At 52.4% G+C, this 16,693-nt stretch carries 9 protein-coding genes; 2 read left to right on the forward strand and 7 right to left on the reverse strand.

What is annotated here, in order from left to right:
* Positions 1 to 13: 13 nt before the first annotated feature.
* Positions 14 to 4,444 (reverse strand): DNA polymerase III subunit alpha, encoded by a 4,431-nt coding sequence (dnaE, locus tag NEV57_RS13995; protein WP_257658955.1) that lies wholly within the window; start codon positions 4,442 to 4,444, stop codon positions 14 to 16.
* A gap of 449 nt (positions 4,445 to 4,893) precedes the next feature.
* Here dnaE and NEV57_RS14000 point away from each other — a divergent pair, with 449 nt between their 5' ends.
* Both NEV57_RS14000 and NEV57_RS14005 read left to right on the forward strand, forming a co-directional pair.
* Positions 4,894 to 6,204, forward strand: a complete 1,311-nt coding sequence (locus NEV57_RS14000) for an ammonium transporter (protein ID WP_257658956.1) — start codon at positions 4,894 to 4,896, stop codon at positions 6,202 to 6,204.
* A gap of 185 nt (positions 6,205 to 6,389) precedes the next feature.
* Positions 6,390 to 8,300, forward strand: coding sequence for an amidophosphoribosyltransferase (locus NEV57_RS14005; protein WP_257658957.1), 1,911 nt, complete (start codon positions 6,390 to 6,392; stop codon positions 8,298 to 8,300).
* A 42-nt stretch (positions 8,301 to 8,342) separates the two neighbouring features.
* Here NEV57_RS14005 and NEV57_RS14010 read toward each other — a convergent pair whose 3' ends face one another.
* From NEV57_RS14010 to NEV57_RS14035, 6 genes are all read right to left on the reverse strand, one after another.
* Positions 8,343 to 9,317, reverse strand: coding sequence for a bifunctional riboflavin kinase/FAD synthetase (locus tag NEV57_RS14010; RefSeq protein WP_257658958.1), 975 nt, complete (start codon positions 9,315 to 9,317; stop codon positions 8,343 to 8,345).
* Between the two features lie 33 nt (positions 9,318 to 9,350).
* Positions 9,351 to 10,049: a tRNA pseudouridine(55) synthase TruB gene (gene truB, locus NEV57_RS14015; protein WP_257658959.1), complete on the reverse strand. Its 699-nt coding sequence runs from the start codon at positions 10,047 to 10,049 to the stop codon at positions 9,351 to 9,353.
* Positions 10,049 to 10,843 (reverse strand): undecaprenyl-diphosphatase UppP, encoded by a 795-nt coding sequence (gene uppP / locus NEV57_RS14020; RefSeq protein ID WP_257658960.1) that lies wholly within the window; start codon positions 10,841 to 10,843, stop codon positions 10,049 to 10,051. Before uppP ends, truB begins: the two co-directional genes overlap by 1 nt.
* On the reverse strand, positions 10,843 to 11,079 hold the full coding sequence (locus NEV57_RS14025; RefSeq protein WP_257658961.1) for a DUF3098 domain-containing protein: 237 nt from the start codon (positions 11,077 to 11,079) through the stop codon (positions 10,843 to 10,845). The genes uppP and NEV57_RS14025 overlap by 1 nt, the downstream gene beginning before the upstream one ends.
* Before the next feature lie 15 nt (positions 11,080 to 11,094).
* On the reverse strand, positions 11,095 to 11,973 hold the full coding sequence (locus NEV57_RS14030; protein WP_257658962.1) for a cell division protein FtsX: 879 nt from the start codon (positions 11,971 to 11,973) through the stop codon (positions 11,095 to 11,097).
* A 146-nt stretch (positions 11,974 to 12,119) separates the two neighbouring features.
* A complete protein-coding gene (locus NEV57_RS14035; protein WP_257658963.1) occupies positions 12,120 to 16,676 on the reverse strand; it encodes an efflux RND transporter permease subunit in 4,557 nt (1,518 codons plus the stop codon).
* Positions 16,677 to 16,693 lie beyond the last annotated feature (17 nt).

The following is a 16,693-nucleotide window of genomic DNA, read 5'->3' on the forward strand; positions in this document are numbered from 1 at the left end:
GCAGATTCTGACATTAATTTAACTTATACTTTACGCCGTTCAACGCCACCAGTCCGTCAATGAATTCATTGCTTGGGTTGATTTTGATGCCTTTTGATGGCATTTCCAGCCCAATTTCGCCTTCGTGATCCAATACCATAAACCTCAGCTGGCAGGTTTTGTTTTCCGATTGTTCGATATTGGTATGCACCAGCTGCTTTACCTGGTCAACGAAACGATCATTCAGCTCATGGAGCGGGACCTGGATGGTCAGGCATTTGGCCAGCTTCTCGCGCAGGTCCGAAAGGAGCTGGATGTTTTTAACCTCAAATCCCCAGTTGCCCGGCTGGCGGAAACGTTCCTGGATAATGCCCTTCACCTGAATGAAATAGCCTTCATGCAGGTACCCCTTCATTTTCACGTAATCTTCGCCAAACAGTGCAATTTCATACGAGTCTGCATAGTCTTCAAATAACATGACCCCAAACGGCTTGCCGTTCTTGGTTACCCGGTGGCTGGCCGCTGTCACCATTCCGCCGATGGTCAGCTCCCGGTTTTTGATCTTGTTGAATTCGCGGCTTACCTCTTCTTCCACCGTGGTCGATTTCATTTTGTCGATCAAATTGAGCAGCCGTACACCATGCTGGCAGAAGTGGTTGATTTCAAACCGGTAGGTGTCGAGCGGGTGACTGGTAAGGTAAATGCCGATGACGTCTTTTTCGTACTTCAGCTTTTCGATCAATCCCCATTCCGGGCATACGGGCAGGGTAGGCTCCGGGATCTGCACATCGTTGCTTCCGCCAAAGAGACTTGCCTGGGCTGAGTTTTCACTTTCCTTGTGTTTTGCACCGTATTTTATGGCCTTTTCCAGCACCGTACCGCCATCGCCGTCGGCGTAGAAGTACTGCCCGCGGTGCGTACCGGTAAAGCAGTCGAACCCGCCGGCATAGGCCAGGCTTTCAAAGGCCTTTTTGTTGGCGGCCCGCAGCTCAATTCGGCGCGCGAGGTCAAAGATCGATTTGTAGGGTTCCTTTTCGCGGTGCTGAACGATCGTTTCCACCGCACCCGCGCCTACGCCTTTTACGGCGCCCATTCCAAAGCGGATGGCGTTCTGTTCGTTTACCGTAAATTTATAGAACGATTCATTGACATCCGGTCCCAGAACCTGCAGGCCCATGCGCTTGCACTCCTCCATGAAAAAGGTTACCTGTTTGATGTCGTTCATGTTGTTGGAAAGTACTGCGGCCATGTATTCCGCCGGATAGTGCGCCTTCAGGTAAGCCGTCTGGTATGCAACCCAGGCATAGCAGGTCGAGTGCGATTTGTTGAATGCATAGCTGGCAAATGCCTCCCAGTCTTTCCAGATTTTTTCGAGCACCTTCGCATTGTGGCCATTTGCCACGGCCTGTTCGATGAATTTCGGCTTCATCTTGTCCAGCACATCGCGCTGCTTCTTACCCATGGCCTTCCGGAGTACGTCGGCCTCACCTTTGGTGAATCCAGCAAGTTTCTGCGAAAGCAGCATCACCTGTTCCTGGTAAACCGTAATGCCGTACGTCTCCTTGAGGTATTCCTCGCAGGCATCAATATCATAACTGATCGGTTCCTCGCCGCGTTTCCGGCGAATAAAGCTGGGGATGTACTCCATGGGCCCCGGCCGGTACAGCGCATTCATCGCGATGAGGTCGCCGAATACCGTGGGCTTGAGTTCCTTCATGTATTTCTGCATGCCGGGCGACTCATACTGGAAGATGCCGATCGTTTCGCCACGCTGGAACAGTTCATATGTTTTGACGTCGTCTATCGGGAATTCATCCGGATTCAGCTCGATTTTATGGCGGTGTTTTACGATTTTGACCGTGTCCTTAATCAGCGTCAGGGTTTTCAGGCCGAGGAAGTCCATTTTGAGCAACCCGGCACTTTCCACCACCGCGTTGTCAAACTGGGTCACATACAGGTCGGAATCCTTGGCCGTGGCCACGGGTACGAAATTGGTAATGTCGTCCGGTGTGATGATTACGCCACAGGCGTGGATGCCCGTATTGCGGAGAGATCCCTCAAGTACCTGCGCCTGTTTGATGGTTTCGGCCTCCAGCCCGCTGCCCTGCGCCAGCGACACCAGCTGCTGTACATTCTCCAGTTCTTCGGCACGGAGCGCGCTGCGGAGTGCCTGCGCGTTCATGTTGAAGATTTTGTTGAGTTTGAGGTTTGGGATCAGTTTAGCGATTTTGTCGGCTTCAAACAGCGGCAGGTCCAGTACCCGGGCCGTATCCCGGATGGAAGATTTGGCCGCCATGGTGCCGTAGGTAATGATCTGCGCCACCTGGCTGGATCCGTATTTCTGGATGACGTAGTCCATTACCCGCCCGCGGCCCTCGTCGTCAAAATCGATATCAATATCCGGCATCGATATCCGGTCGGGATTAAGGAACCGTTCGAACAGCAGATCGTAGGCAATGGGGTCGATATTCGTGATCCCTAGGCAGTAGGCTACGGCCGATCCGGCTGCCGATCCCCGCCCCGGGCCAACGGAAACGCCCATATCCCGGGCCGCTGCGATGAAATCCTGCACAATCAGGAAGTACCCCGGATACCCCGTGCGCTCAATGGTGGCCAGTTCAAAATCCAGCCGGTCCTGTATATCGGGGGTGAGGTCGGCATAGCGCTTTGCGGCTCCCACATAGGTCAGGTGACGCAGGTAACGGTTTTCCCCCCGTTTGCCGCCGTCAAGCTCGTCTTCGGCCACCTGGAATTCATCCGGTATCTCAAATTTCGGCAATAGCACGTCGCGATACAGCGAGTAAGGGGTGATCTTGTCGGTGATTTCCTGGATATTGAGAATAGCCTCGGGCAGATCAGCAAATGCCTTCCGCATCTCCTCGCCCGATTTAAAGTAATATTCTTCGTTGGGCAGCCCGAAGCGGAAACCCCGTCCACGTCCTTTCGGTGTAGCCAGTTTTTCGCCGTCTTTTACACAGAGTAGGATGTCATGCGCGTGCGCATCTTCCTTTTTAATGTAATACGTATTGTTGGTAGCTACGGTTTTTACGCCATGCTTATCGGCGAGCGCGATAAGCGTCTGGTTCACGCGGTCCTCATCCTCCTGTCCGTGCCGCATGAGTTCAATATAAAAATCAGCACCGAAGGTCGTTTTCCACCAAACCAGCGCTTCTTCTGCCTGGGTTTCCCCCATGTTGAGTACTTTGTTGGGGATTTCGCCGTATAAGTTTCCGGAAAGTACAATCAGATCCTCCCGGTACTGGTTGATGATCTGCCGGTCGATGCGGGGGACATAATAAAATCCCGCGGTATAGGCAATGGACGACATCTTAGCCAGGTTGTGGTAGCCATTTTTGTTCTTGGCAAGGAACACAACCTGGTAGCCATTGTCCTTGCGCGACTTGTCCGTGTGATTATCGCACACATAAAATTCGCACCCCACGATGGGCTTAATGATGGTCTCCGTGGGTTCTTCGCCGTTTTCCACTGCGGCCTTGTTCTTGGCTTCCGCTGTCTTGTTGTGATTGAGCACCTGGCCCACGAATTGGAAGGCACCCATCATATTGCCATGGTCGGTGATCGCCACGGCCGGCATCCTGTGGGCAGCGGCAGCCTTGACCAGGTCGGCTACCGAAATAGTCGACTGCAAAACCGAAAACTGCGTGTGATTATGCAGGTGTACAAAGTCCACCCGGGCCATATCCCGCTTGTTGGCTTCGAGGTCCTGGCCCGAGAGCTGGGCGCCCTGTTCGGCTTTCAGCCGCTGGCGGATTTCGTCAGATGCCGCTTTGAGGTTTACGTGCGACAGCCCGACAGGTTGTATCGGGTCCGGGTACCGGTTGCGGAATTCCACAAAATAACCGGCATCTACCTGTAATTCTTCCGGCAGGAAGACGCCGCGTTTGACCAGTTCAAGGAAGCAGCGGGTGGTCGCTTCCACGTCGGCTGTCGCATTGTGTGCCTCGGCAAATGGCACCTCAAAAAGGTACTGGTGCAGTTCGGTAAGGGTGGGCAGTTTGTATTTGCCGCCCCGTCCACCCGGAATCTTGATCAGCTCGGCCGTGGTTTCGGTACAGGTATCCAGTACCGGGATTTCCGCGAGCCGGGTAGCAATGCCCGTCCGGTAAAACTCACAGCCCATGATGTTGATGTCAAAGCCGATATTCTGGCCGACGACAAAACTTGCCTGCGCCAGGGCGGCATTGAACTTCTCGAGGATTTCGGTGAGTCCGGCACCCTGTTCCACAGCCAGCTCGGTGCTGATGCCGTGTATGCGCTCGGCATCAAACGGAATATTAAAACCTTCCGGTTTGATAAGAAAATCCTGGTGTTCCACCAGGTTGCCCATGGCATCGTGCAACTGCCAGGCGAGCTGCACACAGCGCGGCCAGTTATCGGTATCGGTAATCGGTGCATCCCAACGCCTGGGGAGCCCCGTTGTTTCGGTATCAAATATTAAATACATGGGTTGCCTGCAAAATCCAACGCGAGAAAGCTCCTACAAACTTACAGATTTTTGGAGGGAAACCCTAATGGCACGGGCGATACTTTGCCAATTGATTGTATAGGTAGCCGTTAGGTTTTCAACAGCAGCCGGCCGGGATACCTGCAATGTGAAGGATGCGTTAATGCCAATGTATGATGTCGAGAAGTGTGTGATTTGCTTGTGTTGATATGAATTTGTTATTTTTTAGTTTGAAAATCATCAATTATTTATCGAATTCGGTATAAATTGTTTAAATATTTAATTTTTACCATAAATAATGATGTTAAAATGTATTTTTTGATTTAAAAAATGAGTAATTATTAAAATTATTGTATTATAATTTAGTTTTGTATAAAAATATGATAATATTTTATTGATTTTTTCAATTTAATAGCTAATTTCGTGTCAAAATTATATTTGTTATTCAAATGGAATCAAAAAAATCTATTATCCCGTTTATTTTTTTAGTAATTATTGTGGTTTTGGCACTGATTTTTCCCGGAGTTCCCGGAAAAACGAATCATCAGTTTGATGCGGCCGATGTAGCTTGGATGCTTACTTCTACTGCATTGGTACTGATCATGACGCCGGGGTTGGCCTTCTTTTATGGGGGCATGGTGAAAAAGAAAAACGTGATATCGACGATGCTTCAGAGTTTTATCTGCATGGCGGTGGTAGCCGTAATATGGGTAGTCTTCGGGTTTAGTCTGGTATTCGGCGACTCCGTTGGCGGTGTAATCGGCAATCCAGCGACTTACTTTATGTTTACAGGGGTGTTGGACGGCCCGAACTGGCCCGGTGCACCGACCATTCCGTTTGCGCTCTTTGCGATGTACCAATTGAAATTTGCCATTATTACACCGGCGCTGATCACCGGTGCATTTGCCGAACGGATCCGCTTCACGTCCTATATTCTCTTTATCTGTTTATTCTTTGTGTTCATTTATGCACCACTGGCACATGCCACGTGGCACCCCGATGGTATTCTGGCGCGGATGGGCGTCCTTGATTTCGCCGGGGGCACGGTGGTCCACATGTCTGCCGGTATCACGGCGCTTGCCTCGGCCTTATACCTTAAACAGGGCAACGGAAACGGCGGACATGAGCCTGCGCGGGTTACCTACGTATTGTTGGGTACCGGATTGCTGTGGTTTGGCTGGTTCGGGTTCAACGCGGGTTCCGCGTTCGGTGCCACGGCACTGGCGGCATCTGCATTGGCTACCACCACGGCCGCTTCGGGTGCTGCAGCGCTTGCCTGGATATTCTTTGATGCCGCACGCGGCAAAAAACCGACAGCCATGGGAACCTGCATCGGCATCGTAGTGGGATTGGTGGCCATAACCCCGGCAGCAGGGTTCGTCACGGTGCCCCACTCGCTGGTCATGGGTGCAGTGGCAGCGGTAATCAGCCGGCTTGTGGTCGAATGGCGTACCCACTCGCGCGTAGACGATACACTTGACGTGTTTCCGAGCCATGGGGTAGGTGGCATGGTCGGCATGCTGTTTACCGGGGTATTTGCTACCAAAGCCATTAATGGCGCCGTAACAACGGACGGATTGTTTTTCGGTGAAACCGGACTCTTTGTGGCGCATGTGGTCGGCTTGGTCGGTTCGGTCGCTTTCACGCTTATCATGGCATTTGTCCTGCTGAAAGTAACTGACCTGATCAGCAAGCTCCGGGTTACCCCCGAAGAAGAGGAGGTGGGGCTCGACATCAGTCAGCACGGCGAAAAATTGTAGCCCTGTCCATGGCTGCACAGCCCTTGTTTCCTGCACCTAGCCTTCACTGAGGCCGGTGCTTTTGCCGTGTAACCGTACGCCCGGCAGGCGCAGGGACGGCAAAAGCACCGGCCATCGTTTTTTTGGCTTTCGCTTTTTGTTCTGTAATAACAAAATTGTGTATCTTTGCATACTCAAATCAGAACATGAGTGAAGCTATCAAACACGAGTGCGGTATCGCACTGATTCGCCTGTTAAAACCCCTCTCATATTATCAGGAAAAATACGGCACAACCCTGTACGGCATCAACAAACTGTACTTATTAATGGAAAAACAGCATAACCGCGGCCAGGATGGGGCGGGGATTGCGACCATTAAACTGGATGTGAAGCCCGGTAACCGCTACATCAGCCGGTACCGGTCCATGGCATCCAATGCCGTGGCAGACATCTTTGAATACGTGCAGAAAAAGTTTGCTGCCGTCCAGCGGACGTATCCCGACCGTTTCGAAGACAGCCAGTGGCTGAAGGATAACGTAAGTTTTACCGGAGAGGTGCTGATGGGGCATTTGCGGTACGGCACACATGGCCGGAACAGCGTGGAAAGCTGCCATCCGTTTTTGCGCCAGAATAACTGGATGTCACGTAACCTGGTCATCGCAGGCAACTTCAACATGACCAACGTGGATGAGCTGCTTGAACAACTGTACGAGCTGGGCCAGCACCCGAAGGAAAAGGCCGATACGGTAACGGTACTGGAAAAAATCGGCCACTTCCTGGACGCCGAAAACCAGGAACTGTTCGATAAATTCAAGCACGAGGGCCACAGCAACGAGACCATCAGTGCCCTGATTGCCGAACACATTGACGTAGCCCGGATTTTGCGTAAGTCGGCAAAGACATGGGATGGCGGATATACCATTGAAGGCATATTCGGCCATGGTGATGCATTTGTGATGCGCGATCCCGCCGGTATCCGGCCCGCCTATTACTATATCAATGATGAGGTGGTTGTGGTTACGTCCGAAAGGCCCGCAATCCAGACGGCGTTCAATGTAAAATTTGAGGAAATCAGTGAAATTAAGCCGGGTTATGCACTCATCATCAAAAAAGACGGAACCATAACCGAAGAACAGTTCCGGGAGCCGGCCGAGAAAAAGTCGTGCTCATTTGAGCGTATTTATTTCTCACGGGGGAGCGATGCGGCCATTTATCAGGAACGCAAGCACTTAGGTCGGCTGCTGTGTCCGCAGATTCTGAAGGCCATCGATTACGATATTAAGAATACGGTATTTTCCTATATTCCAAACACCGCGGAAGTTGCTTTCTATGGTCTGGAAGAAGGCATCGGCGAGTATGTGCGCAAATTGCAGAAAGATACGCTGCTTAACCGGACCGATAAGATTGCAGACGAAGAACTGGATGAGATGCTCAGCATTTCCCCCCGGTTCGAAAAGCTGAATATTAAAGACGCCAAACTGCGGACGTTTATCACGCAGGATGCGGACCGGCGCGATATGGTGCAGCACGTATACGATACCACATATGGCATTGTCAAGGATCATGAGGATACCATTGTGGCGGTGGATGATTCCATTGTGCGGGGTACCACACTTAAGCAGAGTATCCTGACCATCCTCGACCGGTTAAACCCGAAGAAGATCATCATCGTTTCTTCTGCCCCGCAAATCCGTTATCCCGATTGTTACGGCATTGATATGTCGCGCATGGGTGAATTTGTGGCTTTTGAGGCCGCCGTGTCACTGCTCTATAAGAAAGGCATGGGCAATGTGGTTGATGAAGTTTACCGCAAATGCGTTGCGTCGCTTGACCTACCGAAAAACGAAGTTGAAAATTACGTAAAGGCCATCTATGCACCTTTTACGGACGAGGAGATTTCCAGTGAAATCGCCATTCTGATCCGCGGATCCCGTATCAAGGCGGAGGTAGAGGTGATTTACCAGAAGCTGGAGAACCTGCATATTGCCTGTCCCGATCATAAAGGCGACTGGTATTTTTCAGGTGATTATCCGACTCCGGGAGGAAATAAGGTCGTTAACCGGGCGTATATGAACTGGGTAGAGGGGAAAAACGTACGGGCGTATTTCAGTGCGTAGCTTAACCAGCCATTCACAAATGGCGTTAGCTAACGTAACGGCTTATACACCCAGTAGCTCTTTTACCCGCCGTTCGTCTGCTGCCATCTGTTTGATCATGTCCTCCATGGATTCAAACCATTGGTCGTGCCGGATAAAATGGAGGAACTCCACCCGGAGCTGCTCGCCGTAAATATCGCCGTCGAAATCAAATAAGTGTATTTCAATGCTCCGTCCCACACCGTCTATCGTCGGGCGGGTACCGATGTAGCCCATTCCTTTGATCACACGTTTGGGTTCGTGATGTTCATAGACGCCGGTTGTGATTTCCCGAGGGTCAATTATCGCCGCTTCCACCGCATAAATGCCGTAAGCCGGAATAAGCTTTTGCGGTTCCCGTACCTGCAGGTTGGCTGTCGGATAACCGATACTGCGACCCAGCTGATTTCCCCGCACCACTTTACCTGTTAACTGAAAAGGATACCCCAGGTAACTGTTGGCACTATTAATATCGCCCTTGATCAGTGCCTCGCGTATCTTCGTAGAAGATACCGCCACATCATTGATGTCCTGTTCGGGAATCTGCTCCACGGAATAACCGTAAATATCCGCATGGCTCAGCAGGTCCTGAAACGTGCCCGAGCGGTCCTTGCCGAAGCGGTGGTCATACCCGATCACAATTTTTTTGGTGCCGATCTTGCCCACCAGTACCTCACGGATGTACTCCTCTGGCGACTGATTGGAAAAATCACGGGTGAACGGTGTGATAATAAGGTGGTCAATACCCGCTTTCGCCAGCAATTCCACTTTTTCCTCAATATCGCTGATCAGCTTGAGGCTATCATCTTCCGGATGAAGAATCATCCGCGGATGCGGGAAAAAGGTGAGAAGCACGGTTTCGCCATTGATGTGGCTGGCGCACTCCTTCAACGTGCTCAGTATCTTCTGATGCCCCACGTGCACCCCGTCGAATGTACCGATCGTTACCACCGCGTTGTCCAGTGGGATGAAATCTTCGAGGTCTCTGTAAATCTTCATCAGGAAAGGGTTTGTACAAAAGTAACAGTTTTTTTATTGTCCCGCTGCCCGGATGTGCGCAATCAGGTCTTCCAGCTGCCAGGCGTCTGCCACGTGGAAGCTGCCGCTTTTGGTCCGCCGCAGCTGACTGAGGTGTGCACCGTTGTCCATGGCTTTGCCAAAATCGTATGCCAGCGACCGGATATAAGTGCCTTTGCTGCACACCACGCGGAAATCAACCTGCGGTATGTTGATGCCCGTGATCTCAAACTCGCGGATGAACACCGAGCGGGGTTTTACCAATACCTGTTCCCCGCGCCGGGCTTTCGCATATACCCGTTCACCGTCTATTTTAATGGCCGAATGGGCCGGGGGTACCTGCTCAATTTCACCGACAAAGGTTGACGCCGTATGCCGGATCCGGTCTTCGGTAATACCCGCCAGGTCGAACCGCTGGTCTATCTCCTGTTCCAGGTCGTACGACGGCGTCGTGGCACCCAGCGTAATGGTGCCGGTGTACTCCTTTTCCTGCGACTGAAACTCGGCGATGCGTTTTGTGAATTTGCCGGTGCATAGCACCAGTAGGCCCGTGGCCAGCGGGTCCAGCGTACCGGCGTGCCCTACCTTGACCTTCTGGGGCTTAATGGCGTTAACCACCTTGCGTACCACGTCAAAGCTCGTCCACTGGTATGGCTTATCAACGAGAAGTACCTCTCCCGAGGCAAAATCGAATGGCCTGTTGGCTTGTTCCATTATAGAATTTGCAGGCTATGGCCGCTCAGCAGCAGGGCGATGATCACCCCGCCGACAATGATCCGGTACCAGCCAAATGCTTTGAACCCATATTTGGTGACCACGCCGATAAAGGATTTGATCGCGATGATGGCGACGACGAACCCGATAAAATTGCCGATCACCAGCTGATTGATCTCTGCACCGCTCAATTGATGGCCGCCGTCAAAATGGTCCTTGAGCTTCAGCAGCGTTGCGCCGAACATCATGGGCAGGGCCAGGAAAAAAGAAAACTCTGCGGCAGCCTTGCGGGTCAGCTGCTGGGCCATCCCGCCGACAATGGTACTGGCCGACCGCGACGTGCCGGGAATAAGCGCCAGGCATTGGTATAATCCTATTTTGAACGCTTGCCCGTAGGTAATATCATCGGAATCGCCAACGGTCGGACGGTTAAACCACCGGTCGACAAACAGGAGGACAACACCACCCAGTACCAGCATCACGCCCACCGTGAGCGGGCTTTCCAGCAGCCCGTCGATAAAATCGCTGAGCAGGAATCCCAGTATCGATGCCGGAATTGCAGCAACAACGAGTTTATAATAAAAGGAGAGCGAGCGGAAAAAGCGCTTGTAATATAAAACCAGTACCGAAAGAATGGTGCCCAGTTGGATAGCAATGGTAAATAGTTTAACAAAGGGGGTAGGGGCCACGCCCATCAGCGCCGAGGCGATGATCATATGGCCCGTCGACGATACCGGCAAAAACTCCGTGAGGCCCTCAATGATGGCCAGCACGATCACTTCAAATAGCGACATTAACTATCCCCGGATTTTTTTGGTTTGGCCAATATGGCTACCACGCCCAATGCAAAACCTGCAACCACGACGAGCGGTGCCAATGTGATTTTCGTAAAGCTGTAAATATCCGATGTGCCTGTCATCAGCATAAAGCCAACAGCCACTACGGCGATGCTCAAAAGGAACAGCTGGTAATTTCGCTTGGCGAATACAAGCCCTTTTGGGGAACTTGCTGTTTTTTGTTGTTTTGACATAGTAAACGATCAGTTTTACCGGTACAATTCATTGGATTTCAGCCGCAGGTATTTGCCAACGGCAAAATAGGTGCTCAGCCCTGAAATGAGGATACCCAAAGCGGCTACAATGATGAAGATAATGATAAATTCGAACCAATTACGCAGGAAAACCAGCTCGGGAATTTCCCGCTGGCCCAGGTGCAGGGTAAGCAATAGCAGCAGGATGGCGATCAGCGCACCCAGCAGCCCGTGCAGGATACCGTAGCCGAGGAACGGCCGCCGGATAAACCCTTTCGTAGCCCCTACCATCTGCATGCTTTTGATCAGGAAACGCTGTGAATAAATGGCCAGCCGGATTGTATTGTTAATCAGTGCTACCGCGATAACCAGCAGCAATGCGGTAAACGCCAGGATTACGATACCGATGGTACGGATATTTTTGTTGACCATATCGATGAGTGATTCCTGATAAACCACCTCTTTAATCATCTTATTGGCTGAAATCTTTTTGATGAAGGGCTGGATGCTGTCCGTATTTGCATATTGCGCTTTCAGATAAACATCAATTGATGAGAGCAGTGGATTATGGCCCAGAAACTCGACAAAGTCTTCCCCCAGTTCTTCCGATAGGTTTTTTGCGGCAAGTTCCTTACTGATGTACTCCGACCGCAGGACATAGGGATCTGCCTCCAGCTGCTTCTGATACGCCAGCACATCCCCTTCGCTGGCACCGTCATTCATGATGACATTAAGTACGATGTTTTCCTTTACGTAATCGGAGAGGTTCTTGGCATGCACCAGGATCAAACCCAATAATCCCGTCATCAGCAGCACCAAAGCGATGCTGATGACCGTCGATATGTATACAGACTTGGTCTTTTTGGAGGATGTGCTTACTTCGTACGATTCCATGCGCCATCAGTTATTATGATGCGAAAGTAATGATTTGGATTGATAAATATCCAATTCAGCCGGCAACAAAATGAAATATGCCCCGCTACCCAGCGCTACTGGGGGCATAAATTCCTTTCGTAACAAGCTCCCTGCAGCGGTTGTCTTTATTGCCACCCGCCACCCAGCGTTTTGTAGAGCGCGAGTTTTGTAATCGCCTTTTCGTGCCGGGTTTTCACCAGGTTAATCTCGGCATCCAGCACCGTGCGCTGTGCGGTTATGATATCGAGGTAAGATGCGCGCCCGGCCTTAAACAGCTCGTTGGCGGCATCCACGGCTTTCCGCAGGGCGGTTACCTCCCCGGTGTTGTGGATTTGCCGCTGATCCAGGTATTGCTGTGCCTTTAAATGGGTCTGCACTTCCTTCCAGGCATTCAATACCGTCTTTTCATAGTCGTGAAACGCGATACCATACGTCGCCTTGGCCGTTTCATAGGCCGAATGGATTGTTCGCTGATTAAATACCGGAGCGGTAATCCCACCCAATAGCCCATAAGTAACGGAGGTAGGGGCCATCCATAGCTTGGTCGGGTCGAATGCCTGCAGGCCGATGTATGGCGATAACACCAAACTAGGCAAAAAAGCTGCTTTAGCCGCATCAATTTCCGCACCCGAAGCCAGCAGCTCCAGTTTGGCCATTCTTACGTCCGGCCGCAGTTCCAGCAACTGCGGCGGTATACCTGCCAGAACCGAATCGGTAAACGGCGAGGTCATCCAGGCCGAGGTGTCCCGGTAAATACGCCCGTCAAAACGGCCCAGCAGGTAGTTCAGCTGATTTTCCGTCGCCGTAATCTGTTGCAGCACCTCTTGTTCAATACCCTTGGAGTGATGCAGCATCGCGTTGAACTGCTGGACACCCAGCTCATCCGCACGCCCCGCCTCTTTCTGGGTTTCGACAATCGCCAGCGCGTCTTCCTGCAGCCGAATATTCCGGCGTAATATCGTCAGCTCGTTATCCAGCGCCAGCAGGCCATAATAGGCCGTGGCAACATCTTCAATGAGTGTGGTCTTGATCAGCCGCTGCCCCTCATAACTCGCCAGGAACTGCTGATAGGCGGCCTCTTTTTTGTTTTTTAACTTTCCCCACAGGTCGATTTCCCAGGAGGCACGTAACCCGATAAAATAGTCAGGCAGCGGCGTTGGCAGTTTTTCATCCTCCTTCAGGTTGTCTGAGAAATTCGTATCGTAGTTGCCGATCCCGTCCATCGTGTAAAACCCGTATTTCCGTAGCCCGGCTTCCGCCATCGCATCGACGGAAGGAAGTAACCCGGCCCTCCTCCATGCAAAATTTGCCCGGGCGATTTCCAGCTGATGGAGGGTCCGCTCCATATCCGGGTTGTTGGAAAGTGCCGTGTCGATGAGGCCGACCAGGTGGGCGTCGTGGAAAAACCGACGCCAGCTGAGCGTTGCGGTGTTAGTTGTATCCGTCGCCGTTCCGTAGCTTTCCGGAAGGGTCCGGTGCGTCATTCCGGAAAACTCCCTGGGCCCCGTACATCCGGTCACCAATACCAGTCCGATGATGCCTGCCATGCCAGCAGCGCCAGTTTTGATTTTCTTTTTCCTGTTCCTGCGCGAAGTGAATAATACATAAAGTCCGGGGATAACAATGACCCCGACAATGGTGCCGACCACCATGCCGCCCACGGCTGTGGTGCCGATGGAACGGTTGCCCAGGGCACCCGCTCCGGAAGCGGCAGCTAACGGGATTAAGCCGGCAATGAACGCGAAAGATGTCATTAAGATAGGGCGTAGGCGTGCCACGGCACCATCGATTGCGGCCTGCAGCCGTGTCGCGCCCTGCCTGTACCGCAATTGGGCATATTCGATAATCAGAATGGCGTTTTTACCCAATAATCCGATCAGCATCACCAGCGCTACCTGTGCATAGATGTTGTTTTCAAGTCCCAGCAGTTTGAGGAAGAGAAACGCACCGAATATGCCTGCCGGCAGTGATAGGATAACCGGTAATGGCAGCAGGAAACTTTCGTATTGCCCGGCGAGGATGAGGTACACAAAAAGCAGGCAAAGCGCGAAGACGTATATGGCCTGGTTGCCGGATAGAATCTGCTCACGCGTCATGCCCGACCATTCAATACCATAACCCTGCGGAAGCGTTGCCGCAGCCACGCGCTCCACCGCTTCAATCACCTCGCCGCTGCTATACCCCGCCGCCGCGTCACCGCTGACGAGTGCCGCGGTAAACATGTTATACCGCGTTACCTGTTCCGGTCCGTAAACACGCTCCATGGTAATGAATGCAGAATAAGGGACCATTTCCCCGGTATTGTTCTTTACGTAAAGCTTAAGCACGTCTTCCGGCTTTTCGCGCGCACCCGGGCCAGCCTGTACCATCACTTTGTACATCTGGCCGAAACGGATAAAATTGGTTGCATAAAAGCTGCCCATCAGGGTCTGGAGTGTGGTCATCGCATTTTCCACACTGATGCCCCGCTTGGCGGCCATGTCATGGTCGACCTGGAGCAGGTACTGCGGGAACCGGGGGTCAAAGGAGGAAAAGGCATTGCCTACTTCGGGTGATTCTTCGAGCTTGGTCATGAAATCAGCCAGCACATCGGCCGTCCGGTCGAGGTCGTCGGTGCCGGTGCGGTCGAGCAGCCGGAGTTCAAATCCGCTGGAATTGCCGAATCCGGGTACCGTCGGTGGCGGAAAATACTCGATATCGGCATCTGCGAGGTGAGCGGTATTTTCCTCCAGCCAGGCAATGACATCCGAAACAGATTCTTTCCGGTCGTCCCAGGCTTTCAGGTTGATCATGCCCATGCCATACGATGCCCCGGACACTTCCGTAATGATGCTGTACCCGGCCAGCGTAGACACGGTCTCTACCGCCCCGTGGCCGCGGCTGATGGAGTCGACCTGGTTAAGTACCGCGATGGTCCGGTCTACCGTTGCGCCCGGCGGCGTGGTTACGTTCACGTAGATCATGCCCTGATCTTCTGTGGGTATAAATCCGGAGGGCAGCACACTGCTGGTTCCCCAGGTTGCCACAAAAAATGCAGCCAGAAGCCCCAGGGTAATCACCCGTCGGCCCGCTATTTTTCCGATCAGCCCGGCATAACGGGTGGATATCCGGTTGTACCAGTTGTTAAATCCGTTGAAAAACGAAGCCAGCCAGCCCTTGGACGCCGGCTTGTCGTGCGGCGACTTGAGGAAGAGTGCACAAAGTGCAGGTGTCAGCGTTAAGGCGTTAATGCCGGAGATAACGATCGACGCGGCGAGTGTCAGTGAAAACTGCCTGTAAAAAACACCGACCGGTCCGGAAAGAAAGGCCACAGGAACGAATACGGCAGACATTACCAGTGTAATGGCCACTACAGCCCCGCCGATTTCCTTCATTGCGGCCAGGGTAGCCTCCAGCGGGGGCAGCCGGTCCTCCTCCATCTTCACGTGCACGGCTTCCACCACCACGATCGCATTATCCACCACAATTCCGATGGCCAGCACGAGCGCAAAGAGCGTAAGCAAATTGATGGAGAACCCCAGTAGCTGCATGAAAAAGAGGGCGCCAACCAGGCACACCGGTACGGCCAGTGCCGGTATCAGCGTAGAGCGGAAGTCCTGCAGGAAGATAAACACCACCAGGAATACGAGGAGAAACGCTTCCACGAGCGTACGGATTACTTCACTGATTGATGCGTCCAAAAAACGGGAAACGTCGTAACTGACCGTATATTTCATGCCCGGCGGGAACGTGGATTCCTGCAATTCGCCCATGCGCTGTTTCACGTTTTCAATAACTTCCTGGGCGTTAGACCCCGGCAGCTGCTTCATCATAATCGACGCCGAAGGACGGCCGTCGGTTTTGGATTCCATTTCATAGTCGAGCGACCCGAATTCCACATCGGCAATGTCGCGTACCCGGAGGATCGACCCGTCGGCATTCGCCCGGATGGGGATGTTGCGGTATTGTTCAGGCTCGGAAAATTTACCCGGATAACGCAGTACATACTGCTGCATGTTGACCCGCTGGTCCGATCCAATGCCCGTCTGTCCCGGAGCAGCCTCAATGTTCTGTGCGCGGAGCGCCGAAATGACCTCTTCGCTGGAAACGTCATATGCGGCCATCCGGTCGGGTTTAAGCCAAACCCGCATCGCGTAGTCACGCGCACCCATAATCTGGGCAAAACCAACACCCTCGATCCGCTTCAGCTCCTTCAGAATGTTGATGTCGGTAAAGTTGTAAATGAATCGCTCATCGGCGGTGGCGTCATCGCTGTAGATGTTGAGGTACATGAGCATGCTGTTTACCTCTTTTTCCGTGGTTACACCGGCTTTGATGACCTCTTCCGGCAATTCGTCCAACACCGTGGTCACCCGGTTCTGCACGTTTACCGCCGCAATATCGGGGTCTGTGCCCACCTTAAAGAAAACCTGTATCAGGATGGTGCCGTTATTCGTTGCAACGGAGGTCATGTAAGTCATCCCCGCAACGCCGTTGATGGCCCGCTCAAGCGGGATGGCTACCGCATCGGTGCCCACTTCGGCATTGGCGCCTGTGTAGTTGGCCGTTACCACGACCGACGGTGGCACGATGTCCGGAAACTGGGTGACGGGCAGCGTAAACAGGGCAAGCACGCCCAGTAAGGTAATAAGCAAAGAGATGACCAGCGACAGCACCGGTCGTTTAATGAATGTCTCTAACATGGTTTAATGAATAATGC

It is taken from the genome of Parapedobacter lycopersici (genome assembly GCF_024643285.1).
GTDB classification, from domain to species: domain Bacteria; phylum Bacteroidota; class Bacteroidia; order Sphingobacteriales; family Sphingobacteriaceae; genus Parapedobacter; species Parapedobacter lycopersici.